Origin of the sequence: Duganella sp. LjRoot269, assembly GCF_964254095.1 — a bacterium.
In the GTDB taxonomy this organism is placed as follows: Bacteria; Pseudomonadota; Gammaproteobacteria; order Burkholderiales; family Burkholderiaceae_D; genus Rugamonas; species Rugamonas hordei.
In genome coordinates this window covers 3,580,113-3,604,765 of the sequence record NZ_CAXUSL020000001.1, presented here as the reverse complement: position 1 = coordinate 3,604,765, position 24,653 = coordinate 3,580,113, and the positions used below count along the sequence as shown (strand labels likewise).

Annotated in this window: 22 protein-coding genes and 2 pseudogenes; 13 read left to right on the top strand and 11 right to left on the bottom strand. The window is 63.7% G+C overall.

The window, feature by feature from the left end; genetic code table 11:
* The first annotated feature begins 11 nt into the window (after positions 1 to 11).
* From ACSQ3S_RS16145 to ACSQ3S_RS16135, 3 genes are all read left to right on the top strand, one after another.
* Positions 12 to 1,337 carry a chloride channel protein gene (locus tag ACSQ3S_RS16145; protein ID WP_436143010.1) on the top strand — a complete coding sequence of 442 codons (1,326 nt, stop codon included), beginning with the start codon at positions 12 to 14 and terminating at the stop codon, positions 1,335 to 1,337.
* Between the two features lie 62 nt (positions 1,338 to 1,399).
* A complete protein-coding gene (locus tag ACSQ3S_RS16140; RefSeq protein ID WP_436143009.1) occupies positions 1,400 to 2,905 on the top strand; it encodes a catalase in 1,506 nt (501 codons plus the stop codon).
* A gap of 158 nt (positions 2,906 to 3,063) precedes the next feature.
* On the top strand, positions 3,064 to 3,291 hold the full coding sequence (locus ACSQ3S_RS16135; RefSeq protein ID WP_353398350.1) for a hypothetical protein: 228 nt from the start codon (positions 3,064 to 3,066) through the stop codon (positions 3,289 to 3,291).
* A 14-nt stretch (positions 3,292 to 3,305) separates the two neighbouring features.
* On the opposite strand, the gene ACSQ3S_RS16130 is transcribed toward ACSQ3S_RS16135, so the two are convergent.
* The gene (locus ACSQ3S_RS16130) at positions 3,306 to 4,058 is read right to left on the bottom strand and encodes a Crp/Fnr family transcriptional regulator (protein WP_176650572.1); all 753 of its coding nucleotides are present in this window, start codon (positions 4,056 to 4,058) and stop codon (positions 3,306 to 3,308) included.
* Between the two features lie 449 nt (positions 4,059 to 4,507).
* Here ACSQ3S_RS16130 and ACSQ3S_RS16125 point away from each other — a divergent pair, with 449 nt between their 5' ends.
* Positions 4,508 to 5,179, top strand: a complete 672-nt coding sequence (locus ACSQ3S_RS16125) for a transposase (protein ID WP_436143008.1) — start codon at positions 4,508 to 4,510, stop codon at positions 5,177 to 5,179.
* 50 nt (positions 5,180 to 5,229) lie between these two features.
* Here the strand turns inward: ACSQ3S_RS16125 and ACSQ3S_RS16120 are convergent, their stop codons facing one another.
* Complete coding sequence (locus ACSQ3S_RS16120; RefSeq protein WP_436143007.1) at positions 5,230 to 7,302, bottom strand: TonB-dependent receptor family protein; 2,073 nt, start codon at positions 7,300 to 7,302, stop codon at positions 5,230 to 5,232.
* Between the two features lie 85 nt (positions 7,303 to 7,387).
* On the opposite strand from ACSQ3S_RS16120, the gene ACSQ3S_RS16115 reads away from it, so the two are divergent.
* From ACSQ3S_RS16115 to hmpA, 3 genes are all read left to right on the top strand, one after another.
* Entirely contained in the window at positions 7,388 to 7,744 is a 357-nt protein-coding gene (locus ACSQ3S_RS16115) for a DUF2946 domain-containing protein (protein WP_436143006.1), read from the top strand.
* Positions 7,745 to 7,832: 88 nt separating this feature from the next.
* Positions 7,833 to 10,103, top strand: a complete 2,271-nt coding sequence (locus ACSQ3S_RS16110) for a TonB-dependent receptor (protein WP_436143005.1) — start codon at positions 7,833 to 7,835, stop codon at positions 10,101 to 10,103.
* 101 nt (positions 10,104 to 10,204) lie between these two features.
* The gene (hmpA, locus tag ACSQ3S_RS16105) at positions 10,205 to 11,386 is read left to right on the top strand and encodes an NO-inducible flavohemoprotein (protein ID WP_436145030.1); all 1,182 of its coding nucleotides are present in this window, start codon (positions 10,205 to 10,207) and stop codon (positions 11,384 to 11,386) included.
* Here hmpA and ACSQ3S_RS16100 read toward each other — a convergent pair.
* Positions 11,304 to 13,100 carry a putative bifunctional diguanylate cyclase/phosphodiesterase gene (locus tag ACSQ3S_RS16100; protein ID WP_436143004.1) on the bottom strand — a complete coding sequence of 599 codons (1,797 nt, stop codon included), beginning with the start codon at positions 13,098 to 13,100 and terminating at the stop codon, positions 11,304 to 11,306. The two genes, hmpA and ACSQ3S_RS16100, sit on opposite strands and share 83 nt — an antisense overlap.
* A 139-nt stretch (positions 13,101 to 13,239) precedes the next feature.
* Here ACSQ3S_RS16100 and ACSQ3S_RS16095 point away from each other — a divergent pair, with 139 nt between their 5' ends.
* Both ACSQ3S_RS16095 and ACSQ3S_RS16090 read left to right on the top strand, forming a co-directional pair.
* A complete protein-coding gene (locus ACSQ3S_RS16095; protein WP_436143003.1) occupies positions 13,240 to 13,950 on the top strand; it encodes a Crp/Fnr family transcriptional regulator in 711 nt (236 codons plus the stop codon).
* On the top strand, positions 13,947 to 14,582 hold the full coding sequence (locus ACSQ3S_RS16090; RefSeq protein ID WP_436143002.1) for a Crp/Fnr family transcriptional regulator: 636 nt from the start codon (positions 13,947 to 13,949) through the stop codon (positions 14,580 to 14,582). Before ACSQ3S_RS16095 ends, ACSQ3S_RS16090 begins: the two co-directional genes overlap by 4 nt.
* On the opposite strand, the gene ACSQ3S_RS16085 is transcribed toward ACSQ3S_RS16090, so the two are convergent.
* Positions 14,574 to 14,786 (bottom strand): 2-hydroxymuconate tautomerase family protein, encoded by a 213-nt coding sequence (locus ACSQ3S_RS16085; protein ID WP_176650564.1) that lies wholly within the window; start codon positions 14,784 to 14,786, stop codon positions 14,574 to 14,576. The two genes, ACSQ3S_RS16090 and ACSQ3S_RS16085, sit on opposite strands and share 9 nt — an antisense overlap.
* Positions 14,787 to 14,796: 10 nt before the next feature.
* Positions 14,797 to 15,528: an SDR family oxidoreductase gene (locus ACSQ3S_RS16080; protein ID WP_176650563.1), complete on the bottom strand. Its 732-nt coding sequence runs from the start codon at positions 15,526 to 15,528 to the stop codon at positions 14,797 to 14,799.
* Positions 15,529 to 15,659: 131 nt separating this feature from the next.
* Here ACSQ3S_RS16080 and ACSQ3S_RS16075 point away from each other — a divergent pair, with 131 nt between their 5' ends.
* Positions 15,660 to 16,574 carry a LysR substrate-binding domain-containing protein gene (locus tag ACSQ3S_RS16075; protein WP_436143001.1) on the top strand — a complete coding sequence of 305 codons (915 nt, stop codon included), beginning with the start codon at positions 15,660 to 15,662 and terminating at the stop codon, positions 16,572 to 16,574.
* Here the strand turns inward: ACSQ3S_RS16075 and ACSQ3S_RS16070 are convergent.
* Positions 16,486 to 17,553 (bottom strand): LysR family transcriptional regulator, encoded by a 1,068-nt coding sequence (locus ACSQ3S_RS16070; RefSeq protein ID WP_436143000.1) that lies wholly within the window; start codon positions 17,551 to 17,553, stop codon positions 16,486 to 16,488. The genes ACSQ3S_RS16075 and ACSQ3S_RS16070 overlap by 89 nt on opposite strands.
* 29 nt (positions 17,554 to 17,582) lie before the next feature.
* On the opposite strand from ACSQ3S_RS16070, the gene ACSQ3S_RS16065 reads away from it, so the two are divergent.
* Positions 17,583 to 18,482 (top strand): NmrA family NAD(P)-binding protein, encoded by a 900-nt coding sequence (locus ACSQ3S_RS16065; protein ID WP_436142999.1) that lies wholly within the window; start codon positions 17,583 to 17,585, stop codon positions 18,480 to 18,482.
* 43 nt (positions 18,483 to 18,525) lie between these two features.
* On the opposite strand, the gene ACSQ3S_RS16060 is transcribed toward ACSQ3S_RS16065, so the two are convergent.
* The 4 genes and pseudogenes from ACSQ3S_RS16060 to ACSQ3S_RS16045 form a co-directional block, all read right to left on the bottom strand.
* A complete protein-coding gene (locus tag ACSQ3S_RS16060) occupies positions 18,526 to 19,356 on the bottom strand; it encodes a dienelactone hydrolase family protein (RefSeq protein WP_176650560.1) in 831 nt (276 codons plus the stop codon).
* Between the two features lie 44 nt (positions 19,357 to 19,400).
* A pseudogene (locus ACSQ3S_RS16055) lies at positions 19,401 to 19,696 on the bottom strand (monooxygenase family protein).
* A 137-nt stretch (positions 19,697 to 19,833) separates the two neighbouring features.
* Positions 19,834 to 20,259 (bottom strand): GNAT family N-acetyltransferase, encoded by a 426-nt coding sequence (locus ACSQ3S_RS16050; RefSeq protein ID WP_176650559.1) that lies wholly within the window; start codon positions 20,257 to 20,259, stop codon positions 19,834 to 19,836.
* Between the two features lie 28 nt (positions 20,260 to 20,287).
* Positions 20,288 to 21,148, bottom strand: a complete 861-nt coding sequence (locus ACSQ3S_RS16045; RefSeq protein ID WP_176650558.1) for a LysR family transcriptional regulator — start codon at positions 21,146 to 21,148, stop codon at positions 20,288 to 20,290.
* 78 nt (positions 21,149 to 21,226) lie between these two features.
* On the opposite strand from ACSQ3S_RS16045, the gene ACSQ3S_RS16040 reads away from it, so the two are divergent.
* On the top strand, positions 21,227 to 22,648 hold the full coding sequence (locus ACSQ3S_RS16040; RefSeq protein WP_436142998.1) for an MFS transporter: 1,422 nt from the start codon (positions 21,227 to 21,229) through the stop codon (positions 22,646 to 22,648).
* 22 nt (positions 22,649 to 22,670) lie between these two features.
* Here ACSQ3S_RS16040 and ACSQ3S_RS16035 read toward each other — a convergent pair.
* Positions 22,671 to 24,113 (bottom strand): annotated as a pseudogene (locus ACSQ3S_RS16035) (RecQ family ATP-dependent DNA helicase); the annotation flags it as partial.
* Positions 24,114 to 24,248: 135 nt separating this feature from the next.
* Between ACSQ3S_RS16035 and ACSQ3S_RS16030 the strand changes: the two are divergent.
* Positions 24,249 to 24,599, top strand: a complete 351-nt coding sequence (locus tag ACSQ3S_RS16030; RefSeq protein ID WP_176650556.1) for a PilZ domain-containing protein — start codon at positions 24,249 to 24,251, stop codon at positions 24,597 to 24,599.
* Positions 24,600 to 24,653: the final 54 nt, after the last annotated feature.

Sequence of the window (24,653 nt, the reverse complement as noted above, 5' to 3'; positions counted from 1 at the left end):
CTGCAGCGCAGATGAAACACCCGCACAATATCCGCCGGGCCTTCCACAAAGAATTCAGCGACTGGCGCGTCTGGAGCTCGCGCGGCCTGGTGGTGGCGTTCGCCGCCGCCGCCGGCCTGACCGTGGTCGGCTTCACCTGGCTGGCCGAGCAGGCATTCGATCTGTTCGAGGCCTTGTGCCGCCTGGCCTGGTGGGCTCCGCTGCTGTGGACGCCATTGTCGACGGCCGTCATCGTCTGGCTGACGCGCCGCTATGCCGCCGGCGCCGGCGGTTCCGGCATACCGCAAGTCATGGCCGGCCTGGAACCTTCGACACCGACCGAGCAACTCGGCCTGTTTGCCTCGTTGCGGCTGAGTGTCGCCAAGATCCTGTTGACCGCCGGCGGCTTCCTGGCCGGCCTGTCGATCGGCCGCGAAGGACCGTCGGTGCAAGTGGCGGCCGGCGTCATGCTCAGTGCGCGGCGCTGGCTGCCCGAGCGGACCACCGTCACCGCGCACGGCCTGCTGGTGGCCGGCGGCGCGGCAGGCATCGCCGCCGCCTTCAACACGCCGCTGGCCGGCGTCATGTTCGCCATCGAAGAACTCTCCCGCACACCGGAACAGCGCAGCAGCGGCCTGCTGATGGCCGCCATCGTGCTGGCCGGCCTGATGGCGGTCTCCGTCAACGGCAACGCCACCTACTTCGGCATCATCCACGCGGCCGGCATCGACCTGTCGCTATTGCTGCCGGGGTTGCTGGTGGCCCTGCTGAGCGGATTGGCCGGCGGCCTGTTCTCGCGCCTGTTGATCGCCTCGCTCAGCGGCACCGCCACCGACCGCTTCAGCCGCTGGCGCGGCCGTTGGCCCATATGGTTCGCCGCCGGCTGCGGCCTGGCGGTAGCGGGCCTGGGCCTGCTGACCGGCGGCGCCGTCATCGGCAGCGGCTATGGCCATACGCACGACATGCTGGCCGGTCACGATCGCACGCCGGCGATGTTCTTTTCCTTCAAATTCATCGCCACCTGGCTGACCGCCTGGTCCGGCGTCCCGGCCGGCATCTTCGCGCCGTCGCTGGCCATCGGCGCCGCGCTGGGCAACGACGTGGCCCAGTTGCTGAATTATCCGCACGCGAGCGCGCTGATCGCGCTGGGCATGGTCGGTTTCCTGGCGGCGGCAACCCAGGCGCCGCTGACCTCCTTCATCATCGTCATGGAAATGGTGGACGGCCACGCCATGGTGCTTAGCCTGATGGCCTGCGCGATGGTGGCGCGCACCGTCTCCCATGTCCTCGGCCCGCCGTTGTACGCCAACCTGGCCCTGGTGCAGCTGCAACGATTGCCGGGCGCGCGCTCCCCCTAAAGAGAGCGGCGCCGCAAGCATAAGTTCGGTAAGCTGAAAGTTTCCATAACCTGGGAGCTTCCATGAAAAACCTCACCACCGCGGCCGGCGCGCCCGTCGTCGACAACCAGAACACCCAGACCGCCGGCCCGCACGGCCCGGTCCTGCTGCAGGACGTATGGCACCTGGAAAAGCTGGCCCACTTCGCGCGCGAGGTGATACCCGAGCGCCGCATGCACGCCAAGGGCTCCGGCGCCTTCGGCACCTTCACCGTCACCCACGACATCACCAAATACACGCGCGCCGCGCTGTTCTCCGAGGTCGGCAAGAAGACCGATATCTTCATGCGCTTCTCCACCGTGGCCGGCGAACGCGGCGCGGCCGACGCCGAACGCGATATCCGCGGCTTCGCCGTCAAGTTCTATACCGAGCAAGGCAACTGGGACGTGGTGGGCAACAACACGCCGGTGTTCTTCTTCCGCGATCCGCTCAAGTTCCCGGACCTGAACCACGTCGTCAAGCGCGACCCGAAAACCAATCTGCGCAGCGCGGAGAACAACTGGGACTTCTGGACGCTGCTGCCGGAAGCGCTGCACCAGATCACCATCGTCATGAGCGACCGCGGCATCCCGAAAGGCTACCGCCACATGCACGGCTTCGGCAGCCATACCTTCAGCTTCATCAGCCCGAACAACGAGCGTTTCTGGGTCAAGTTCCACTTCGTCTGCCAGCAGGGCATCGCCAACTTCAGCGACGCCGAGGCGACCGAGGTGGTGGGCCGCGACCGTGAAAGCTCGCAGCGCGACCTGTTCGACGCCATCGAGAACAAGGACTTCCCGCGCTGGAAACTGGCGGTGCAGATCATGCCGGAAAACGAAGCCTCCAAGGTGCCCTACAACCCGTTCGACCTGACCAAGGTCTGGCCGCACAAGGACTACCCGCTGATCGACGTCGGCGTGCTGGAACTGAACCGCAATCCGGAAAACTATTTCGCGGAGGTCGAGCAATCGGCGTTCTCGCCGGCCAACGTGGTGCCGGGCGTGAGCTTCTCGCCGGACAAGATGCTGCAATCGCGCCTGTTCTCGTACGGCGACGCGGCGCGCTACCGGCTCGGCGTGAACCATCACGCGATCCCGGTCAACGCGCCGAAATGCCCGTTCCACAGCTACCACCGCGACGGCGCCATGCGCACCGACGGCAACCACGGCGCCGGCACCTCGTATGAGCCGAACAGCCGCGGCGAGTGGCTGCAGCAGCCGCAGTTCGCCGAACCGCCGCTGTCGCTGGAAGGCGCGGCCGCGCACTGGGACCACCGCGTCGACACCGACTACTATTCGCAGCCGGGCAATCTGTTCCGCCTGCTGACGGCGGAGAAGAAGCAGCTACTGTTCGAGAACACGGCGCGCGCGATCCATGGCGTGTCGAAGCCGGTGCAGGAGCGCCATATCTTCAACTGCACCCAGGCCGATCCGGCCTACGGCGCCGGCGTGGCGGCCGCCATCGCCGCACTTGTAGTGCAAATAAACAATATTATTGAAATGGAAATTATCGGCAAAGTGAGGCGGCTTGCCGCCTCATTTCCGCCGTGACAGACGCAACAGTTGATGCAAAAACACAACAATGGCCGCATTTTACGCGGCCATGCCTGACTTCTGATGCGCATGGGTGAACTGGCGCACATTCAAATGGCGGCGAGCCGGTCAAAATGGCATCGCATACTGCCCAACCTAGCCATTCCGTGACCGCCATGACTACTCTGATATCTGCCACCTACGCCCTGCAAAGACAGAAAATCGCCGTGGAGAGGACGCTGTACGCGCGTTCGGCGGAGGAATCCCAGTTGGCGGCCCGCTGGGCCAGCGCCTGGCATAAACTGGTGCAGCGCAAGCTCGACCAGGCCGAGGCGATCCGTCCCATGCCACGCATGGACTACGCCGGCTTCAGCATCCAGCCGGCGTCCCGCGTCCTGCACTAACCCTGCATTGACCATCAAGCCGCGTATCGCATGGCCTTGCCGGCGGCGCCGTGTGCCGACTGGTAGCAGCTGCCGGCGCGGCATTCCATCATGTCGCGGTCCAGCACGGTGACGCAGCCGCGGCGATACTCGATCAAGCCTTCCTCGGCCAGTTTGCCGGCCGCGCCCGTGATGCTTTCACGGCGCACGCCGAGCATATTGGCGATCAATTCCTGCGTCACCTTCAACTCGTTGGACTGGGAACGGTCGAGGCGCTCCAGCAGCCAGCGGCACAGCTTCTGTTCGATGGTGGTATGGCGGCTGCCGGCGACGTTCTGGGCCAGCTGGGCGAACATGGCGCTGGTGTAGCGCATCAGCTGCTGGGCCAGCGGGCCGCCGCTGTAGAAGGCCGCGCGCAGCACGTCGGTGCGCAGGCGGTAGCCGTAGCCGGCGCACTGGACGACGGCCGAGTAGCTGGCGCGTTCGGTGGGATACAGCGCCACGCCGACCACACCCTCGCTGCCGACGACGGCGATCTCGGTGGTGGCGCCGTCTTCCATCACATACTGCAGCGAGACGATGGCGTTGGTGGGGAAGTAGGTGTATTCGACCTGGTCGCCGTAGTCGAACAAGTGCTTCCCTGCCGGCAAAGTCACCAATTCCAGGTCGGCAAACAACGCCAGCAAATCGTCGCGGGACAGCGCGCGCAGCAGGTCGTTCTGCTGGGCGCCGATCAGGCTGATGGACTGCGAAGGAGCTGCCTTGGTGCTGATATTGATGTTGTTCATTTTATGCCTCGATGTCTGGTTGATCCTTCGAATGATGTCGTGTGGATCGCATGTAGACACTATAGGCAGCGGCCCTGACTGCAGGTATAGGACCACCTTGCAGCCCTATGTAGGCTATGAACATTGCAAAATGTCATCTTTGTCCTACGCCCAAATCCGCAAATCCGGGGTCAGATCTGACATTTGGACACGAACTCGGCTGTAATCGGCATATGCTCAGCTAGTTGAGCAAAAGCTGAGGTTTCTCAATCTTTACTGGCTCAGGTCGATTAGTGTCGCAGCATGGCACGCCCCCTCCGACTACAGTTTGCCGGCGCTCTTTACCATGTCACCGCACGTGGAGACCGTAAAGCGTCGATCTATCTCGACGACACCGACCGTCTCGTCTGGCTGCAGCATATTGGCGACGTATGTGAGCAGTTCAATTTTGTGGTCCATGGATACTGCAGATGGGGAATCACTATCACATCCTGCTCGAAACCGCAGATGGCAATTTATCGCGCGGCATGCAGCAACTGAATGGCGTGTATTCGCAATACTTCAACCGCAGGCACAGTTTGGTTGGCCATGTTTTTCAGGGTCGATACAAAGCCATCCTGGTGCAAAAGGAAACCTACCTGCTGGAGTTGGCGCGATACATCGTTCTGAATCCAGTCCGCGCAAATTTGGTCGCAGCCCCGGAAGATTGGCCGTGGAGCAGTTACCGTCTGACGACAGGATCCACACCGCCGCCGACATGGCTGCAGACCGACTGGTTGCTGGCCAACTTCGACGCAAACCGAGCGGATGCCATCGTGAAGTACAAGAAGTTCGTATTGGAGGGCAGCAGCGCGGAGAGTCTACTCAAGCAGACATCAAACCAGCTCATACTTGGCGACGCGGATTTTGTTAGGCGGCTTCAGCCGTCACAGGACATCGCGACACTTGACTATATCTCCAGACAGCAACGCGGCAATCTTGCACAGCCACTGACCACCTATCAAAAGAACTATGCAGACCGCAACGAGGCCATGGCCCGCGCCTACGCCAGCACTGCATACACCATCGCCGAGATAGCACGACACTTCAACGTGTCGGTAAAAACGGCGAGTCGCGCGATCCGGGCGTGGAAAGGCTCTTAGTCAGGGCAGTACGGTAGAGTCCGTGTCCAAATGTCAGATCTGACCCCGGATTAATAGCTGGCGCGAAGTTGCAGGTAGGCCATGCGCGGGGCGCCTACCATGCGGCCGGCGTTGCCGTCGACGTTGCGGGTGTAGTAGCGCTTGTCGGCGATGTTGTTGATGCCGGCCATCAGTTCATAGCCAGGCTTGCCCGGCAGCTTCCAGCCCAGCTGGGCGCTCCACAGGCGGAATCCGGGGATCTGGCCCACGCTGGCGTTCGCCGCCTCGGCCACCGTGTTGGCGGTGTCGGAATATTGCTTGCTCTGGTGGGTGCTCGACAGGTTCGCCGTCCACGCGCCGACGCGGTAGCGCGCGCCCACCGTGTCCGTGTTGCGCGAGTAGAACGGCACGTCCAGGCCGGCCGTCGTCCCCGAATCCTGCACCGCTTTGGTGTACGTGTAGTTGGCGTAGACGTTCAGGCCCGCCAGCGCGCCCGCTTCATCAAAGCCATAATCGACCGCCGTTTCGATGCCGTCGTGCTTGGTCGCGCCGATGTTGCGGAACACCGCCGGCGTCGTGCCCGGCACTTGCAGGATCTGGTTGTCGAATTTCAGCTTGAAGGCCGTGACCTCGGCGCTAAGCGTTGAAGTCTTCCAGCGCGCGCCCAGCTCGGCCGTCCTGGCCAGCTCCGGGATCAGCGGGTTGGCCGACGTCTGCGAATTGAGCTGGGTGTTCTGCACCGGTCCGAACGAGGTCGTGTAGTTGGCGAACACCGTCAGCGCCCGGTTCATCAGGTAGGCCACGTTCAGCGACGGCAAGGCCTTGTTGTTGTCGGTCGCGAAGACAGACCTGGCCGTCAGATCGTTGCGCTCCGACTTGATGTGCTCGTATCGCAGCCCCGGTGTGATGCGCCAGGCGCCAACCGCGATGCGGTCGTCGACATACGCCGCATGCGCGTCGGTGCTGTTGAGGAAGGTCGACGTCGCGCCGTTCGCGCCGGTCGATACGGTCTGGATGTAGTTGTTGTCGTCGCCCCGCTCACGCAGGTAGCGGTAGCCGACCGTCACATCGTGCGTCATGCCGGCGGCGGCGAAGCGCTGCGTGGCGCGCGGCTCGATGCCCAGCACTTCGTAGTTGCGCGGCTGCCAGGTCAGCTGCGTCCTGCCGGCGTTGATCAACGAGCTCTGGCGGAAACTCTCGTTATAGTAGGCCTTGATCTCCACTTCCTGCGTGGCCGACAAGGTGTTCAGGTAGCCGACGTCCATGCCGTTGCGGTTGCCGCTCCAGAAGTCGGTCGGGCGCGTGTTCTGGAAGGGATTGGCGTTGTACTCCTTCACCGTCAGCCCGCCCGGCGTGCGCGAATTCACCTCGAAGTAGGACAGATTGCCGTACACCTCGCTGTGCGGATCGATCTGGTAGCGGAACTTGAGCGCGACGTCGTTGACCTTTTCATCGCTGGCCACGCGCCAGTCGGTGCCGTCCATGCCGGCATACAGCAGCGCCACGCCAAACCCGTTCTCCATCTGCGCGCCGGCAAACGCGCTGTACTGGCGGTTCTGCCCGCCGCCGCTGTACTCGTTGTAGCGCAGCGACGCATCGGTGACGACGCCCGGCGCGTCCGGAATCGAGCGGCTGCGGAAGTTGATGATGCCGCCGACGTTTTGCGGACCGTAGCGCACCGCGCCGCCGCCGCGCACCACGTCGATCGATTCGATGTTGTTGAGGCTGACCGGCGCGAACGACAGCTGCGGCTGGCCGTACGGCGCCACCGCCAGCGGGATACCGTCCAGCAGCACCGTCGAACGCGGCGAATAGCGGCCGGTCAGGCCGCGCACGCCGATGTTGAGCGAGATCGAGCTGCCGGCGGTGCCGGAGTTGTCGGTCGACTGCACGCCCGGGATGCGGCGCATGACGTCGCCGATGTCGGCGGCGCCGGTGGCATCGATGTCGTCCTTCTTCAACACGGTGCGCGCGCCGGCGAAATTCTTCACGCTGTTCTGCAAGCCGGAACCGAGCCAGCTGCCCGACACCTGGATCGACTCAATGGGCGCGTCGGCCTGCTGCGCGTGCAGCAACGGCGCCGCCAGCAAGGATACGGCGACGGCGATCAGGGTGCGTTGAAACGGCAGGGTATGCAAGGACATATGGGCAGGCCAGAGAGCTACGAGGTTCTAAATGATAACACTTCTCATTCGCAAATGTAAGGGCGGCCTGAGATATAATGCCGCCATGCTGAAAAGTCTGAAACGTCAAACGCTGCACATCTGGATCGCCATGCTGGCCGTCCTGTTCAGCGCCATTGCGCCGACGATTTCGCATGCGCTGACGCCATCGACGCCCTATGGCTATGCCGACATCTGCTCGGTCGACCCGGCCAAAAAAGCGCCGTCGCCGCCGATGCACGGCATGGAGCACTGTCCGTATTGCGCCACCCACGGCGGCTCGCTGGCGCTGCTGCCGCCAACGGCGACCGGCCTGTCCGTCATCGCCGGCCATGACTTTTATCCGCCGCTGTTCTACAGCGCGCCGCAACCGCTGCACAACTGGACCGCCTCCCATCCGCGCGGCCCGCCCGCCATTTCCTGACCGTTAGCCCTACAGCTGTACACAATCGCGCCGCCCGCCGACCATAGAGATCGCGCGCGGCCGCTGTCATCGAACCATCAGGAACACCATGAAACCGACCATGTCTCCACTGGCGCTGGCGCTGCTTGCCGCCTTCTCGTCCGCCGCCTGCGCGCAGGACGCACCGATCCACCAACTGGGCACCGTGACCATTTCCGGCAACCGCCCTACTTCGCTGCCGACCCAGATCCCGACCACCATCGAAGGCATCACCAAGGAAGAAGTCGAACGCACCATCAACGCCACCGACGCAGAAGACGCGCTGAAATACCTTCCCAGCCTGCTGGTGCGCAAGCGCTACATCGGCGACTACAACCACGCCGTGCTGTCCACCCGCGCCTCCGGCACCGGCAACAGCGCGCGTTCGATGGTGTACGCCGACGGCATCCTGCTGTCCAACTACCTCGGCAACGGCGCCACGTTCGCGCCCCGCTGGGGCATGGTCAGCCCGGAGCAGATCGAGCGCGTCGATGTGCTGTATGGCCCCTTCTCCGCGGCCTACGGCGGCAACTCGGTCGGCGCGGTGGTCGACTACGTCACCCGCATGCCGACCAGATTCGAAGCCCACGCCAAGCTGACGCTGACGCATCAGCCCTTCGACCTGTACCGCACCAGCGACAGCTACCAGGGCAAGCAAGGCAGCTTCTCGCTCGGCGACCGCCAGGGCGGCTGGTCGTGGTACGTGGACCTCAACCGCACCGACAGCGACGGCCAGCCGCTGACCTTCCCTACCCGCCTGCTCGGCGCCGGCACGCCGGGATCGACCGGCACGCCCGTCACCGGCGCCGTCGCCGGCCAGGACCGCGCCAACAAGGATTGGCTGATACTCGGCGCCGCCACGCAGTACCACACGGTGCAGGACCAGTTGAAGGCCAAGCTGGCCTACGACTTCTCGCCGACGCTGCGCGCCAGCTACACCTTCGGCCTGTGGCGCAACGACTCCGAAGGCCGTCCATCCAGCTACCTGCGCGACGGCGGCGGCCTGGCCGTCTACAGCGGCGCCGTCAACATCGGCGGCCGCAGCTACGCGCTGGGCGCGACGGACTTCAACCTGTCCAACGAAAACCTGCAGCACCTCATGCACGGCCTGACACTCAAGTCCAGCACCAGGGGCGTGTTCGACTGGGAGCTGGCCGCCAGCCTGTACGACTACGACAAGGACATCCTGCGCGCCGCCACCACCGCACTGCCGGCGGCATCGGCCGGCGGCGCGGGACGCATCGTCAACCAGGGCGGCACCGGCTGGAACACCTTGTCGGCAAAGGGCGTATGGCGCCCGGACGCAGCACACGTGGCGGAATTCGGCTATCAGCGCGAAGCCTACAAACTGGCCAGCATCGAGAACGCCACCAGCGACTGGATCGCCGGCGCGCCCGGCGCGCGCAATGCCGCCTTCACCGGCAAGAGCGAGACCAACAGCCTGTATGCGCAGGACAGCTGGAAGTTCGCGCCGTCGTGGAAGACGGTGCTCGGCATGCGCTACGAACACTGGCACGCCCATGACGGCGCCATCTCCAACGCCACCAGGACCGCGCCGTATCCGGAGCGCAGCGAGAACCATCTGTCGCCGAAAGCCGCACTGGCCTACCAGGCGAATGAGGACTGGGTGCTGAAAGCCTCGCTGGGCCGCGCGGTGCGCATGCCGACCGTGTCCGAGCTGTACCAAGGCGGCGTCAACGCAGCCGGCCAGACCACCAACAATGATCCGCACCTGAAGCCGGAAAAATCGTGGACCTCGGAACTGACGGCCGAACGCAAACTCGCCGCCGGCCTGCTGCGCCTGACCGCCTTCGGCGAGCGTACCAGCGACGCGCTGTACTCGCAGACCAACGTGCTGGTCACGCCCAACGTCAACAATATCCAGAACGTCGACCGCATCCGCACCAAGGGACTGGAGGCGGCCTACACGGCGGACGACGTCTGGCTGCGCGGCCTGGGCCTCAGTTCCAGCCTGACCTGGACCGATTCCAAAATCGTCCGCAATGACAAGCTCCCGGCCAGCGTGGGCAAATGGCAGCCGCGCATTCCCGAGTGGCGCGCCACCGGCGTGGCCAACTACGCGGCCACGGACAAGCTCTCCCTGACGCTGGCGGCGCGCTACAGCGGCAGCCAGTATTCGACGCTGGACAACACGGACGTCAACGGCTTCACCTACCAGGGCGCCAGCAAATACTTCACTACCGATGTCCGCGCGCGCTACCGCATCAGCCAGCAATGGAGCCTGGCGCTGGGGATCGATAACCTGAACAACTACAAATACTGGAACTTCCACCCGTATCCGCAACGGACCTACGTGGCTGAACTGAAGTTCGATCTCTAAGGCAGCTCCCGCAAGCGCATTGATTTTCATTGCGCTTGTTGTTGCGCTTAAAGATTCATATGATATACTTGTTTATGTCGAAACCACACATGGACCATAAAATGCTCAGCACCGAACAAAAAGCCATCATCAGCGCCACCGTCCCCATCCTGGAACAAGGCGGCGAAGCCCTGACCCGACATTTCTACCTGACGCTGTTCCGCGACTTCCCACAGGTTCTGCCCCTGTTCAACCAGGCCAACCAGCAGGACGGCAACCAGCAGCGCGCGCTGGCCAACGCGGTGCTGATGTACGCGAAGAATATCGACCGCCTGGAGCAACTCGGTCCGCTGGTATCGACCATCATCAACAAGCACGTCTCGCTGCGGATCCAGCGCGAGCACTATCCGATGGTCGGCGCCTCGCTGCTGAAGGCGATCCGCGAAGTGCTGGGCGCGGAGACGGCAACCGATGCGGTGATCGATGCCTGGGCTGCCGCCTACGGCCAACTGGCCGACATCCTGGCCGGTGCCGAGCAAAGCATCTACGAAGAGCAGGCGGCGGCGGAAGGCGGCTGGAGCGGCGCGCGCGAGTTCAAGATCGTATCGAAGACGGTGGAAAGCGACGAGATCACCTCCTTCGTCATGGAGCCGGTCGACGGCGGCAAGGTGATGGCGCATCAGCCGGGCCAGTACATCGGCCTGCTGGCGACGGTCGACGGCGAGGAAGCGCGCCGCCAGTATTCGCTGTCCGCCGCCAGCAACGGCAGCAGCTATCGCATCAGCGTCAAGCGCGAACCAGGCGGAAAAGTGTCCAACTTCCTGCACGATCACGTGGGCGTCGGCGACAGCCTGCAGCTGTTCCCGCCGTCGGGCGAGTTCCTGCTGAACGCCAGCGACAAGCCACTGGTGCTGATCAGCGGCGGCGTCGGCATCACGCCGACCCTGGCCATGCTGACGGCGGCGCTGGCCACCGGCCGCAAGATCCATTTCATCCACGCCGCGCGCCACGCCGGCGTGCACGCCTTCCGCGATCACATCGACGCGCTGGCGGCGGCACACCCGCAACTGCAGCGCTTCTACTGCTACGAAGCGGCCAACGACGCCGGCCCGCAGCCGCACGCCACCGGCTACCTGAACCAGCAGCAGCTGGGCGCCTGGCTGCCGGAAACGCGCGACGTGGACGCCTACTTCCTCGGACCGACGCCATTCATGAAGGCCATCAAGTCGCACCTGCGGGACCTGGGCGTGCCGCCGTCGCAAACCTTCTACGAGTTCTTCGGCCCGGCCGAAGCGCTGGGCTGATGCAATCCGGCGCGGCCAACACCTCCAGCTCGGATGCCGGTACCGGCCTGCCATACAAATAGCCCTGGTACCGCAGGCAGCCCATCTGCTCCAGCAGCTCGCGTTGCGCCGATGTCTCGACGCCCTCGGCGATCACATCCAGCTGCAGGCTGCGCGCCATCGCGATGATGGTGCGCACGATGGCCTGGTCGCTGGCGTCGTTGGCCAGGTCGCGCACGAACGACTGGTCTATCTTCAACTGGTTCAGCGGCAGGCGCTTCAGGTACTGCAGCGATGAATAGCCGGTGCCGAAATCGTCCAGTGCGAAGCGCACCCCCATCTCCTTCAGCCGCCGCATGGCGGTGATGGTGTGCTCTATTTTTTCCAGCAGCATGCCTTCGGTCAGCTCCAGTTTGAGCTTGCGCGGGTCGATGCCGCAGCGTTCGACCGCCGAACGCACGTCGTCGCAAAAACCCGGCTGATGGAATTGCAGCGCGCTGACATTGATCGCCAGGATCATGTGCTCCATCCCTGGAACCGACTGCCATGTCCGCAACTGGGCGCACGCCGTCTCCAGCACCCAATGCCCGATCGGCAGTATCAGGCCGGTCTCCTCGGCCAGCGGAATGAAGCTGGCCGGCGAAACCAGCGAGCCGTCCTCGCGCACCCAGCGTATCAAGGCCTCGACGCCGAGGGGCATGCCCAGCTGATCGACCTGCACCTGGTAGTACAGCTTGAACTGGCCCAGGTCGATCGCGCGCCGCAGATCCGTTTCCAGCTGCGCCCGTGCGCTGACGCGGTCCTGCATCTGCTGGTCGAAGAAGCGCATCGCATTGCGGCCGGCCTGCTTGGCCTGGTACATGGCGATATCCGCCTGCTTCAGCAATTCGACCGGCGACGGCGGTTCGCCGTTGTGGAACAAGGTGACGCCGATACTGCATGTGCTGTGGATTTGATGTTCGCCCAGCGTGTACGGGAGGTTGAGCGAGGCCTGCACCTTGGCGCCCAAAGCTTCGGCTTCGCCCACCGCTTCCCGCGCATTGCCGCTCAAGCCTTCCGCCAGCACGACGAATTCGTCGCCGCCGAGCCGGGCCACGGTGTCCCCCTTGCGCAAACCTGCTTGCAAGCGATCCGCCGCCTGCTGCAGCAACTGGTCGCCGACGTTGTGGCCAAGCGTGTCGTTGAGCGCCTTGAAGTTGTCCAGGTCGATGAACATCAACGCGCCGTACTGGTCATGCAGCGCGCCGCCGGCCAGCATCTGGCGCAAGCGCTCCAGCAGCATGCGGCGGTTGGGCAGATGCGTCAACGGGTCATAAAATGCCAGGCTGCGGATTTCATCATTGGCGGCCTTGCTCAGCGTGATATCGGCCAGCGACGCGACGTAGTTGCAAACCGCGCCGGCGTCGTCGCGTACGGCTGCGATGCTCAGGTATTCAGGATACACCTCGCCGTTCTTGCGACGGTTCCATATCTCGCCCGCCCAGCGGCCATCGCGGGCGATCGCCGCCCACATGGCTTGGTAGAAGTCGGGCGCGTGGCGGCCGGAGTTCAACAGGCCCGGCGTCTTGCCGGCCACCTCGTCGGCATCGTAACCGGTGATGCGGGTGAACTCCTGGTTCACCTTCAAGATGCGGCCGTGCGCATCGGTCACCATCATCCCTTGCGACGCCTCGAAGGCCACGGCGGCGATGCGCAACTCTGCGCGCAGGGCATCATGTGCGGCGGTCTGGTTCATGGCTCAATTCCTAAATAGCATTACTTGTGATCAGTTGCCAAAGAGTACTGATATTCATCAAGAAAAAATTTGATCCACATCAAGGATTTTGCGCTTCGACACTTCTACCATGCAAGCAAATAACACCGGAGTGGACGACATGAACAAATCCAACGGAGGCAGCTCCTGCGCCAGTTGCGCGCACCATGGCTTGTGCCAGGGCATCGCGGATGGCGATCCGGCAGACAGCCCGCATATCCGCATCGACCGCCACACCATTCTTTACCAGGCCGGCGATGCGGCCGGCGGCCACATTTACAATATCCGTTCGGGAAGCTTCAAGATCCTGCGCGCGGCGCCGCAATGCGCGCCGCAAATCGTCGGCTTCGCGGTGGCATCGGAATTCATCGGACTGGAAACGCTGGGACGGCGGCAGCACGCCAACACCGTCGTCGCGCTTGAAGATAGTGAAGTGTGCCGCATCCGCTGGAGCCGTCACGCGACGCTGCGCCCCAGCCTGCACAATCTGCTGAGCCGCGAGATCGGGCGCGAACAGCGCGCCACGCTGATGCTGCGCGATACCCGGGCCGAACAACGCATGGCCGACCTGCTGCTGTCGTTGTCGCAACGGCAGACAGGCAACGGCGGCGACGCAGTCCGGTTCCGCCTGCCGATGTCGCGCTGCGATATCGCCAGCTACCTGGGCGTGACGCCCGAATGCGTCAGCCGGCTGCTGCTGGATTTCAAACGGCGCGCGCTGTTGCAGCTGTGCCGCCGCGACGTCACGCTGCTCGATGCGCCCGCGCTGCATCGGCTGGCGGATGTCCGGGCACCGGGACATCCTCAGATCGAAGGGCGGGCAGCGGCATGATCATGGACATTGTGCACAACCAGCTTGGCAGGCCGCTGCAGCTGCAACGCGGCGCCCACCTGTTCCAGATGAACGACGCCACCCGCGATGAAATCTACTTCATCCGCATCGGCCATATCAAGCTGTACCAGCAGTGCCGCGACGGCGTCCGTCGCATCGTCGACTTCCTGCAGCCGGGCGACTGGGTCGGCATCGAAGCGCTGGGACAGCAGCAACGCCAGACATCGGCACTGGCGCTCACCGGCTGCCACATCGACGCCGTCCCCTATCACCAGCTGTCGGCGCTGATGCGGCAACAGCCGGGCGCCGCCGACCGCTTCAGCACCATGCTGAGCGCGGAGATCGACCACCAGCAATTGACCGCATCCATCCTGCGCAGCGCCAGCGCCAGCCAGCGCGTCGCACTGTTCCTGCTGCAGCGCGCAGGCCCCGCGCCGCTGCCGCCGAAACCGGAAGGCCATATTCCGCTGCCGATGTCGCGCGAGGAGATCAGCGATTATCTCGGCCTGACCGCCGCCACCGTCAGCCGCACGCTCAGCGCCATGCGCCGGCGTGGCTGGGTGGAGTTGCGCGAGCGCGGCTTCGTCATACTTCACCGGACCGCGCTCGAACAGATGGCGGCATCACTCTGAGGCTTTGGCGCGCTTGCGGCGCGTGGTGATGTTCTCGCGGTTCAGGCCCCAGTTGTCGGTCTCCACCTCGTCGATGATGACGAAGGTGGTCGCCGGGTCCTTGTTCAGCACCTCGCTCAACAGGTCGGTGACGCCTTCGATCAGCTTCAGTTTCTGCGCCGACGTCACGCCCTCATTGGTCACACGGATATTCACGTAAGGCATGGCCGTCTCCTTACCAGGTGCCGGCGGTGGCGCCGCCGTCTACCGGCAATACCACGCCGCTGGTGAAGCTCGACTCGGTCAGGTACAGCACGGCGTCCACGATGTCCTGCGTGCTGCCCATCTCGCCGCTCGGCGACAGCCCCTTCAGGAAGGACTGCGTGCCTTCGTCGGTGCCGTGCATCGGAGTGCTGATGATGCCGGGCGCCACCGCGTTGACCTTGACGTTGGCGCCGGCCAGTTCCAGCGCCAGGCCGCGCGTGGCATGATTCAGCCCGCCCTTGATCAGGATCGGCAGCAGCGCAGGCACTTTGGATGTCGGCTGTATCGCCAGGCTGGCGGTGATGGTGACGATATGGCCTTGCTTGTTGGCGCTCATGTGCTTGGCCGCTTCCTGCGATGGATAGAAGAAGCCCATCAGGTTGGTGCTGACGATGCCTTCGACATCAGCCTGCGAGTAATCGGCGATCGGCTTGGCGACGAAGATGCCCGCGTTGTTGATCAGGATGTCGACCTTGCCGTAAGCGGCGATGGCGCGCTCGAACAGGGCCTTGGCCGTCGCCGGTTCGGCGATGTCGCCGGCCACCGGCAGGAAGTTGGACGGGTTGCCCAGTTTGGCGGCGGCCGTTTGCAGGCGGTCCAGCGTGCGGGCGTTGCCGACGACGTTGTAGCCGCGTTTCAGGTAAGCCTCGGCGATGGAAAAGCCGATGCCGCTCGATGCGCCAGTGACGATAACAGTTTTCATTTTGATGCTCCTTGAAGTTTCGTGGGTAGCGTTCTCGACGCCATGGAACTCACTATACTTTTGAGCAGCACGTTGATAAAGACAGCGGAATGCAAGATAATTGATACACCATGTAATCAATTGAGGCCGATATGAAGCGCTATTTCGACGATGTCCTGCTGGGGAGCATAGAGTTGTTCTGCTTCGCGGCGGAACTGGGCAGCTTCACCGCCGCCGCCACCGCGGCCGGCGTGACGCCGGCCGCGGTCAGCCGCTCGATCGCCCGGCTGGAGGAGCGGCTCGGCGTGCGCCTGTTCGTGCGCACCACGCGCCAGATCCGCCTGACGGACGGCGGCCGCCTCTACTTCGAGCAATGCCGCCAGGCGCTGTCGCAGCTGACCGACGCCGAACGCCAGGTCACCGGCGGCCAGGCCAAGCCGGCCGGCGCACTGCGCATCAGCGCGCCGACGCCATACGCCCACTACCGCCTGCTGCCCTTGCTGGGCGAGTTCCGCCGCCGCTACCCGGAGGTCACGCTGGATATCCACGTCAGCAACCGCAACATCGATTTCGCCGACGAAGGCTACGACCTGGCGATACGCGGCCGCTCGCCGGCCGATTCCAACCTGATCGCGCGCAAGCTGGAAGACGCGGAGCTGGTGCTGGTGGCGGCGCCCGCCTACCTGAAGCGCGCCGGCAAGCCGAAAAAGCTGGAGGACCTGCAGAACCACGAGTGCGTACAGTTCGATTTGCCCAGCACCGGCAAGCGCATCCCCTGGCCCTTCATGGTGGACGGCGCGCAGGTCGACGTGCCGACCGGCGGCGGCTTATGCTGTTCGGAAGATGTGCTGGGCATCGTCACGCTGGCGCGCGCCGGCGCGGGGCTGGTGCAGACCTACCGCTTCATCGTCGAGCAGGACCTGGCGCGCGGCGACCTGGTGGAGCTGCTGCCGCAGCACGGCGGCACGTCACGGCCCTTTATCCTGCTGTATCCGCACGCCCGCCATCTGTCGCTGCGGGTGCGGACCTTTGTCGATTTCCTGATTGAGAAGCTGCCACGCTCCTGAGTGAACCATGGGCAGCACAACTGAACGCCGCGACGACGTCGACAAGCTGTTGCCTGACCCACATATGGGCGGGGTCTCGATGGTAACGCTCGTGCCAGATCATCGCCGGCGACAAGGGCGCAACCTGTAGCGGCAGGTCCAGGAGTGCGAGCGGGAGCCTTTCCGCAAGCAGGCGTGCCAAACGACTTGGCAGCGTGAGTATCATGTCACTGTCGGCCACCAACATCGCGCCGGCAAGAAAGTGGGGAACTCGCAGCGCGACGTGGCGAGTGAGCCCCAGTGCCGAGAGCGCAACGTCGACCGCGCTCTCTCCCACCCCGGAAATGGTCACGGCAACGTGACGCAAGGTCACATAGCGCTCCAGACTGAGTCCGTCCGCCAAACCGGGGTGCTCGGGCCTCACCACGCATACCAGGCTGTCGGCGTAGAGGTCGCGTCGATGAAGACTGCCGGGCAGTGTATTGAAAATACCCAGTGCGAGATCAGCGCCCCCTTGCTCGATAAGCCGCACGTTGTCCCCGGCAGGTTGCGCGATATGGAGACTTAGCTCAGGCGCATGGCGCCCGAAGCGGACGATCAAGCCAGCAAGGACCGTCAGGCTCAGGTGGTCGTGAGCTGCGATCGTGAAGCGCCCCGTGGCGGAGGCGGGATCGAAGACGGTCGGCGCGATGATCCCTCGGGCATCGTCCAACAGCTTGGCTACCGGGCCCGCCAGCGCTTCACCGCGGGGAGTTAGTTCCAGACCGAACTTGCCGCGGACAAGCAGGCGATCACCCAGCATCGTGCGCAGTCGCCCAAGCGCGCGGCTGGCGGCCGGTTGGCTCAAGCCCAGGCGGAGACCCGCCTGGGTGACGCTTCGCTCCCGAACCAGTGCTTCGAACAGTTTTAACAGATTGAGGTCGACCGTAGATAAATCCACTTGGTGCATGTTGACTATGACTTTCATGCCATTGGTGTATGTCGAGCGATCATGCACCATTCAGTTTCATCTGAAAAGGAGATTTTTATATGACTGCTTCCTCCCCCCTTCCTTACGTAATATTCGGCGTGACCGGGCGTACCGGCGCCGCTGCCGCCGACGCGCTGCTGCGTTCCGGCCATCCTGTGCGCGTCGTGGTGCGCGACCCAGTCAAGGGCCGAGCGTGGGCCGAACGCGGCGCGGAGGTTGTCGTGGCCGACCTGACGGACCTGGCCTCGATGACCAAGGCGCTCAGCCGGGTCCTGGGCGCCTATGTCGTCAGCCCCCAGCAATACAATCGGGAAGACCTGTTCGAGTGGGCAGAATTGATTGCCGATACCACGGCGCGCGCCGCGGTGGCGGCTGACGTGCCCAGACTGGTGGCGCTTTCCTCGGTGGGTGCCGACCGTGACGGCGGAACAGGATGGATCGGGATGAACCGCATGTTCGAGCGGCGTTTGGGCGAAACCGGTGTTTCCACCACCTTCCTGCGCGCGGCATATTTCATGGAGAACTGGATGCCGATGATCGGACAGGCCATGCGCAGCGGCACTCTGCCGACCTTTCTGGCACCACCACAGCGTCCTCTCCCGATGGTGGCCACAGCCGATGTCGGTAGCACCGCCGCTGCATTGTTGCTGGAGAAAAGGACAGGGACCGCAATCGTCACTCTCTCGGGGCCGAAAGACTACGCTCCCGATGATGTCGCCGCCATTATCTCAATCGCGCTCCGGAAGCCTGTCGGCGTGGCGGTTCTGCCAGAAACAGAGTGGCCCGAAGCGCTGGCGGATGCCGGTTTCTCAAAGGCCGCCCTTGCTGGCTTCGTCGAAATGACCCGCGGCCTCAATTGCTCGCATATCGACATCAAGAGCGATCCCACCTCGGTCGAATGGGCAGGGACGACGACGCTCGAACAAGTCGTCGCAGAGCTGGCGCGGCTTCACAATTAGATAATCAGCCGCCTGCGGATCTGGCCCAAACGCTCAAGTGACTTCAAATACAATTCTTGTCGATAAAGTCCAAGACATCCGGGAACCAGGTTGAGCTTCCCCGATAGGCAAAGCTATGACCCTCGGCAGCCGAGTTTCCAAAAGCCGGATAGGTTTTTACCTCGACTCGTTTGCCGGCTTGCTTCCGCTCAGAGGACAGCACTTCATTGGGAGCGAGATTGAAATCATTGGCTGCTTGGAAAAATAGCATCGGGCTGCTTGCGGTGCGCACGGCAGCCTTCATGACTTCCTGAAGTTCGGGTGACTCATCCCAGCTCTCGGCGCCGCCGGATGCCACGACCGCAGCGCAGTACGGGACTTTTGCAGCGCCAAGCACGGTTTCGACGCCGCCGAAGGAATTGCCGGCAACGGCAATCCGGGTTGGCTGCACAAAGCTTTGCAACTTGAGCCAGGCCAACGCGGACAGTTGGTCCTCCAGTTGTTCCGTGCTGAGCAGGCGCGTCATCGTCGCGGAGGCCTCCTGGAGACCGCCACGTCGCCGCGCCGCCTTGATTTCATCGAGGATGTACGGTCCTGCATCCGCGCTCAGCCCCTGTCCACGGCGATACGGCATGAAGAAAATCCACCCTTTGCTCGCAAACAGCGGGCCGATGATCTTGCTCGCCTGGCTGTTGAGCATGCCGCCTGCACTTCCATGATTGTATAAGACCGCGGGAAAGGGGCCGCTGCCCGTAGGCTTGAATATCTCCCCGCCGAGTTCACGCCCTCCGCTTTGAAAGTGAACTATCTGCGGAACGGCTGGTAATGTTTCAGCTATTCCATTGCCCATGTTAAACAGGGAGAAAAATATAATAGCTAAAATTTTACGATTCATTTAACTCTCTATCATTGGACAAAAGTGCGTACCTGGGAAAAACACTAAAGACAGCTGCTGGCCGAGCACGGCCAAAGATAGTCAGGATTTGCGCCCGGTCGCCGCTTCCAGACTGCCGGTACGGCCCAGCCCAAGGCAGGCATGTTGACATAGACGCTCTCGTAGGCCCCGGCAGCTACGGCGAAGGTTTCATGCCAGATGCCGACCGTTCCATCAGTACCGACGGACTGATTGAACGCCTTCCACGCCGGCAGATGCGCCGCAGCTCGCTAATCATGCGTGGCATCGCGGCGGCGACTGGCCACCACTTGTGCACCTTCCATGGCTGATTAAGACGCATGCCGATGAGGAAAACGACAAAGTCGCCGTCGATTGTTGCGGTGAGCCGTTCACGGTGAATCATGCTACTCCTTACAAACTAGTTTAATGGTCCGCTCCTTATCGTCGGGCATTTTTTGCTGCGATTTTCGCCATGTGCTACAGCTTCTTAGTCATGAACACGCGGCTGATGCCTTCCCGCTCGGAAGCTATTTCGCCAAAACTTAGCCATCCATTTTTTTCATAAAATCCGGGCGCCTGGAAGCTGATCGTGTAAAGCACCGCCGAACTGCAACCCCGCTGGCGGGCCTCCTCTTCGAACGCCCCAAGGATTTTTGTTCCTAATCCGGAACCCCGCAGAGAACTCGGCAGGTGAAACAGGTCCAAAAAAGCAAGCCCAAGAGAAGTCCTTCCAACCGCGCCCCCCAATACTTCGTTGCTATCGGAATCTCTCACGATGACGCATAAGGGGCGTCGGTCACTCAAGCCCGCGACCTGTTCGTTAAACTCATCCAGACCTTTGCCAATAACTCTTGCAAACTCAGGTTCTGCACTATCGCTGATAACGATTACATTCTTCTTCAAAGGTTTCCTTTCTTTTGAGGGGCTTTGCCTAGGCCCCCAAGATCTCTGCAAACGCCGCCCGCGCCGGATGGTGCAGCACGTCCTTGCGCCACACTAGCATGGTTTCGACGTGGGCGATCGCCGGCGGCAGCTGGTGCTGGCGCACCGACCTGGCCAGCTTGCGCTGCTCCACCAGTTCCTTCGGCATCAACGCCACGCCCATGCCGGCCGCCACGCAGCCGATGATGGCCTCGAAGGTGCCGAACTCCGACACCCGCGCCGGCACCACGCCCGCTTCCGCGAACCATGACTCTAAACGGCGCCTGTAGGTACAGCCGCTACGGAACACCAGCAGGTTGCGGCGCGCAACCTCGTACGGCGACGTCACCGGCGCATGCGTGTGACAGGTGATCAGCACCAGCTCCTCCTCGAACACCGGCCGCCGCTCCAGTTCGGGATGCGGCACCGGCCCGGCCACCAGCGCCACGTCCAGCCGGTGCTTCAGCACGCCGTCCAGCAGCTGATCGGTGGGCGCGGTATCGAGCACCAGGTCGACCCCGGGATGCTTGCGGTTGAAAGCGGCCAGCACCTGCGGCAGGCGCGCCGCGGCGGTGGTCTCCATGGAGCCGATGCGCAACTGGCCGGACGGCTTTTGATCCGGCTGCACCGCCGCCTGCGCCTCATCCGCCAGCTGCAGCAGGCGGTCGGCGTAGGCCAGCAGGCGCGAGCCCTCGGTGGTGATCTGCAGCTTGCGGCCGGAGCGGTGGAACAGCGCCACGCCCAGCGACTCCTCCAGCTGCGTCAGCCGCGCCGACACATTCGACTGCACGCGGTTGAGCCGTGAAGCGGCCAAGGTCACGCTGCCCTCCTCGGCCACCGCTTTAAAGATGCGCAAGGCGGAGAGTTCCATATTCGATTCTTAAAAAGAGATAGATATCTTCATTATTATTCATTTTTTTAAATAGTCAAAGACTTCTATAGTGAAGCCATGAAAACCTCGCACACTCCCTCCCTGGCCATCCTGCTCGCTTGCAGCTTCGCCTTTATCATCGTCCAGCTGGACGTCACCATCGTCAACGTCGCCTTGCCGCAGATCGGGCACGAACTGGGCGCCGGCGTCACCGACCTGCAGTGGGTGGTGGACGCCTACACGCTGGGCTTCGCCGTATTCCTGCTGTCGGCCGGCGCGCTGGGCGACAAATTCGGCTCGCGCCGCACCTTCATGACCGGTTTCGCGCTGTTCACCGCCGCCTCGGTGGCCTGTGCCATGGCGCCGACCGCGATGGTGCTGAACGTCGCCCGCGCGCTGCAGGGCATCGGCGCCGCGCTGCTGGTACCAAGCTCGCTGGCCATCCTGAACGCCGCCTACGCGGACGACAAGGCGATGCTGGGCAAGGCCATCGCCTGGTGGACGGCCGCCGGCGGCGTGTCGATCGCCGTCGGGCCGGTGCTGGGCGGCTTGCTGATGTCGCTGCCCGGCTTCGGCTGGCGCAGCATCTTCTGGGTCAATATCCCGATCTGCGTCGCCGGCTTCTGGCTCACCGGCCGCGTGGTGCCGGCGGCGGCCGGCCGCGATCCTCACCGCAGCCTGGACGTCAAGGGCCAGCTGCTGGCGATCGTCATGCTGACCAGTTTCATCGGCGCCGTCATCGAATTTCAATCGCTGGGCTGGCAGCACTGGCTGGTGCGCGGCGGCATACCGCTGGCCGCCGTCGCCGCCGCGCTGTTTGTCTGGGTCGAGGCGCGCGGCAAGTCGCCCATGCTGCCATTGGGGCTGTTCCGCGGAGCGCCGTTCTCGGGCGCCGTGCTGTTCGGGGTATTGATGAATTTCTCGTACTACGGCGTGATCTTCGTGCTCAGCTTCTACCTGCAAAAGGTGCGTGGCTTCGGCGTGCTGCACGCGGGACTGGTGTTCCTGCCGCTGACCGGGACCTTCATTTTCGCCAACATCACCAGCGGCTGGATGCAGGCGCGTACCGGCGTGCGCACGCCGATGATATTGGGCGCCATGATCGGCGCGTCGGGCTACACGCTGCTGGGCTTGATCGGCATCTCGGACGACGCCAGCTTCCTGCAGATGCTGCCCGGACTGGCCCTGATCCCGGCCGGCATGGGCCTGGCCGTGCCGGCGATGACCACCTCCATCCTGTCCGGCGTCGAGCGGCGCCAGGCCGGCACCGCGTCGGCGGTGCTGAACACGGCGCGCCAGGTGGGCGGCGCGATGGGCGTGGCGATCTTCGGCGCGCTGGTCAGCTCGGGCAGCAGCCTCGAAGTCCTTAGCGGAATCCGGGGGGCGATGCTGGTATCGGGCGGCTTGCTGCTGCTGGCGGCACTGCTGGCGTTTGCGTGTGTGCGCCGGCCGGCTCCAGTGGCGGTGAAGGTTCCAGCTGCAGCGGACTGTCCTGGATAGAGGGCGGCGACAGGCAGTTGTCGCAGCGGCAGCAGCGCTCGAAATCGTCCGGACGGTCGCCGAAATAATCGAGCAGCAGCTTCCAGCGGCAGTAGCCGCTCTGCGCGTAGGACACCATCTGCTCCAGCCCCGCGCGGTCCCGCTCGTGCTTGTCCGCATACACCTGCGCCATGCGCTCGAACTGCGCCGCTTTCGGCGTGCCGGGCGCCAGCACATAGGCCATCTTGCGGTTGCGCTTCAACAGCTTGCCGTCCTTGAGCATCTTCAGGCAGATTTTCAGCTGGCTGGCCGGCGTTTGATCGACCAGCGACTTGAGTTCCGCCTCCGAGAACGAGGGCTGGCCCAGCGCCACCGCCGCTTCGTACACGGCCCGCAGCTCCAGCGCGGACGGATAGTGCTTGACCAGGAAGTACTGCTGCAGGCGCTTGTCCGCGTGGTAGTACAGCAGCGTGCACTCGGCATCGAGGCCGTCGCGCCCTGCGCGGCCCGACTCCTGGTAGTAGGCCTCCAGATTGGCCGGCACCTGCAGGTGGATGACGAAACGGGTATCGCTCTTGTCGATGCCCATGCCGAAGGCGTTGGTCGCCACCATCACGCGGCGTTCGCCGCTCATGAACAGGTTCTGGTTTTCAGCGCGCTCGGAGGCGCGCAGCTTGCCATGGTAAAGCGTGACGCTTTCGCCGGCATCGAGCAGCAGTTGGTGCATTTCCTCGGCCGCCTTGACGGTGGCCGCGTAGACGATGCCCACGCCCTCGCTGTCGCGCACCAGTTGCAGCGCGGCGGCGTATTTTTCATCCGGGTTGGTGACCTGCTTGACACGGTAATGCAGGTTGGCGCGATAGATGCCGGTGTTGACGACCTCCATGCGCGGCCGCCCCAGCTGGTTGCGGATGTCGGCGATCACGTCGTCGGTGGCGGTCGCGGTCAGCGCCAGCAGCGGCGGCCGGCCCAGCGCATCGAGCGCGGCGCCGATCTCCAGGTAGGCCGGACGGAAATCGTGCCCCCACTGCGAGATGCAGTGCGCCTCGTCTACCACCACCAGGGCGATGCGGCTTTGCCTGAGCAGCGCCAGGAAATCCGCCGTTACCAGCCGCTCCGGCGTGCAGAAGATGACGTCCTTGTCGGCCTGCCCGATGGCGTCCAGCGCCGCCAGTTCGTCGCTGCGCGACAGGCTGCTGTTGATCTGGGCGGCGCTGGCGATGCCGCCGTCCTCCAGCTTTTCGGCCTGGTCCTTCATCAGCGAGATCAGCGGCGACACCACCACCGTCGCCCCCTCCAGCAGGCAGGCCGGCAGCTGGTAGCACAGCGACTTGCCGCTACCGGTGGGCATCACGGCCAGCGTGTCGCGGCCGGCCAGCACGCTGTCGATCACGCGACGCTGGCCGTCGCGCAGCGTCTCCATGCCGAACACTTCGCCCAGGATCTTCTTGATGCGTCTTTGCTGCTGTTTTTGCTCCGCCGCCATGACATTCTCCGTTTTCAGCCGTTTTTCAGGTGCCTGGCCTCAGCGTAAATAAGCTCCGGCGGGCGGTATGTGCGACAACGCACCGCCGCAGCCTATGCACTCGCCTATGCCCCGCGAATCTGTCATACTGTAGCCATGGACCCAAGAAGAGAACATGTGCGCCGGTTGCTGCAGGTGGATGCCCATGTCAGTGACATGGATGGACGAAACACGGCCGTCGTGCAGATCATCGATATATCGCGCATGGGCGTGGCCTTCGTCAGCGACCACCAGCTGCCGCTCAATAACGGCTACGTGCTGGACTTTTGCTTCCCCGGCAGCGCAATCCAGAACAAGGTCACGCTGACCGTGCTGCACAGCGCCCTGGTCGGCACCCACGGCCGCTATCGCAACGGCGCGCGTTTCTTGAGCATCCCCGACGTCGCCGCCGACCTCATCGTCGATTACGTGACCGCCGCCCCCGTGCCCGACGCCACCTGCGTGTAACGCACTGTATTCAAAGTATCTCTGAGTTCCAAGCCGCTAGCCGCGCACCGGCTC

What these genes read in the sequence shown, in the direction of transcription:
- ACSQ3S_RS16145 (WP_436143010.1), top strand. Translation starts at nt 12, where the DNA reads ATGAAACACCCGCACAATATCCGCCGGGCCTTCCACAAAGAATTCAGC.
- ACSQ3S_RS16140 (WP_436143009.1), top strand. Translation starts at nt 1,400, where the DNA reads ATGAAAAACCTCACCACCGCGGCCGGCGCGCCCGTCGTCGACAACCAG.
- ACSQ3S_RS16135 (WP_353398350.1), top strand. Translation starts at nt 3,064, where the DNA reads ATGACTACTCTGATATCTGCCACCTACGCCCTGCAAAGACAGAAAATC.
- ACSQ3S_RS16130 (WP_176650572.1), bottom strand. Translation starts at nt 4,058, where the DNA reads ATGAACAACATCAATATCAGCACCAAGGCAGCTCCTTCGCAGTCCATC.
- ACSQ3S_RS16125 (WP_436143008.1), top strand. Translation starts at nt 4,508, where the DNA reads ATGGGGAATCACTATCACATCCTGCTCGAAACCGCAGATGGCAATTTA.
- ACSQ3S_RS16120 (WP_436143007.1), bottom strand. Translation starts at nt 7,302, where the DNA reads ATGTCCTTGCATACCCTGCCGTTTCAACGCACCCTGATCGCCGTCGCC.
- ACSQ3S_RS16115 (WP_436143006.1), top strand. Translation starts at nt 7,388, where the DNA reads ATGCTGAAAAGTCTGAAACGTCAAACGCTGCACATCTGGATCGCCATG.
- ACSQ3S_RS16110 (WP_436143005.1), top strand. Translation starts at nt 7,833, where the DNA reads ATGAAACCGACCATGTCTCCACTGGCGCTGGCGCTGCTTGCCGCCTTC.
- hmpA (WP_436145030.1), top strand. Translation starts at nt 10,205, where the DNA reads ATGCTCAGCACCGAACAAAAAGCCATCATCAGCGCCACCGTCCCCATC.
- ACSQ3S_RS16100 (WP_436143004.1), bottom strand. Translation starts at nt 13,100, where the DNA reads ATGAACCAGACCGCCGCACATGATGCCCTGCGCGCAGAGTTGCGCATC.
- ACSQ3S_RS16095 (WP_436143003.1), top strand. Translation starts at nt 13,240, where the DNA reads ATGAACAAATCCAACGGAGGCAGCTCCTGCGCCAGTTGCGCGCACCAT.
- ACSQ3S_RS16090 (WP_436143002.1), top strand. Translation starts at nt 13,947, where the DNA reads ATGATCATGGACATTGTGCACAACCAGCTTGGCAGGCCGCTGCAGCTG.
- ACSQ3S_RS16085 (WP_176650564.1), bottom strand. Translation starts at nt 14,786, where the DNA reads ATGCCTTACGTGAATATCCGTGTGACCAATGAGGGCGTGACGTCGGCG.
- ACSQ3S_RS16080 (WP_176650563.1), bottom strand. Translation starts at nt 15,528, where the DNA reads ATGAAAACTGTTATCGTCACTGGCGCATCGAGCGGCATCGGCTTTTCC.
- ACSQ3S_RS16075 (WP_436143001.1), top strand. Translation starts at nt 15,660, where the DNA reads ATGAAGCGCTATTTCGACGATGTCCTGCTGGGGAGCATAGAGTTGTTC.
- ACSQ3S_RS16070 (WP_436143000.1), bottom strand. Translation starts at nt 17,553, where the DNA reads ATGGTGCATGATCGCTCGACATACACCAATGGCATGAAAGTCATAGTC.
- ACSQ3S_RS16065 (WP_436142999.1), top strand. Translation starts at nt 17,583, where the DNA reads ATGACTGCTTCCTCCCCCCTTCCTTACGTAATATTCGGCGTGACCGGG.
- ACSQ3S_RS16060 (WP_176650560.1), bottom strand. Translation starts at nt 19,356, where the DNA reads ATGAATCGTAAAATTTTAGCTATTATATTTTTCTCCCTGTTTAACATG.
- ACSQ3S_RS16045 (WP_176650558.1), bottom strand. Translation starts at nt 21,148, where the DNA reads ATGGAACTCTCCGCCTTGCGCATCTTTAAAGCGGTGGCCGAGGAGGGC.
- ACSQ3S_RS16040 (WP_436142998.1), top strand. Translation starts at nt 21,227, where the DNA reads ATGAAAACCTCGCACACTCCCTCCCTGGCCATCCTGCTCGCTTGCAGC.
- ACSQ3S_RS16030 (WP_176650556.1), top strand. Translation starts at nt 24,249, where the DNA reads ATGGACCCAAGAAGAGAACATGTGCGCCGGTTGCTGCAGGTGGATGCC.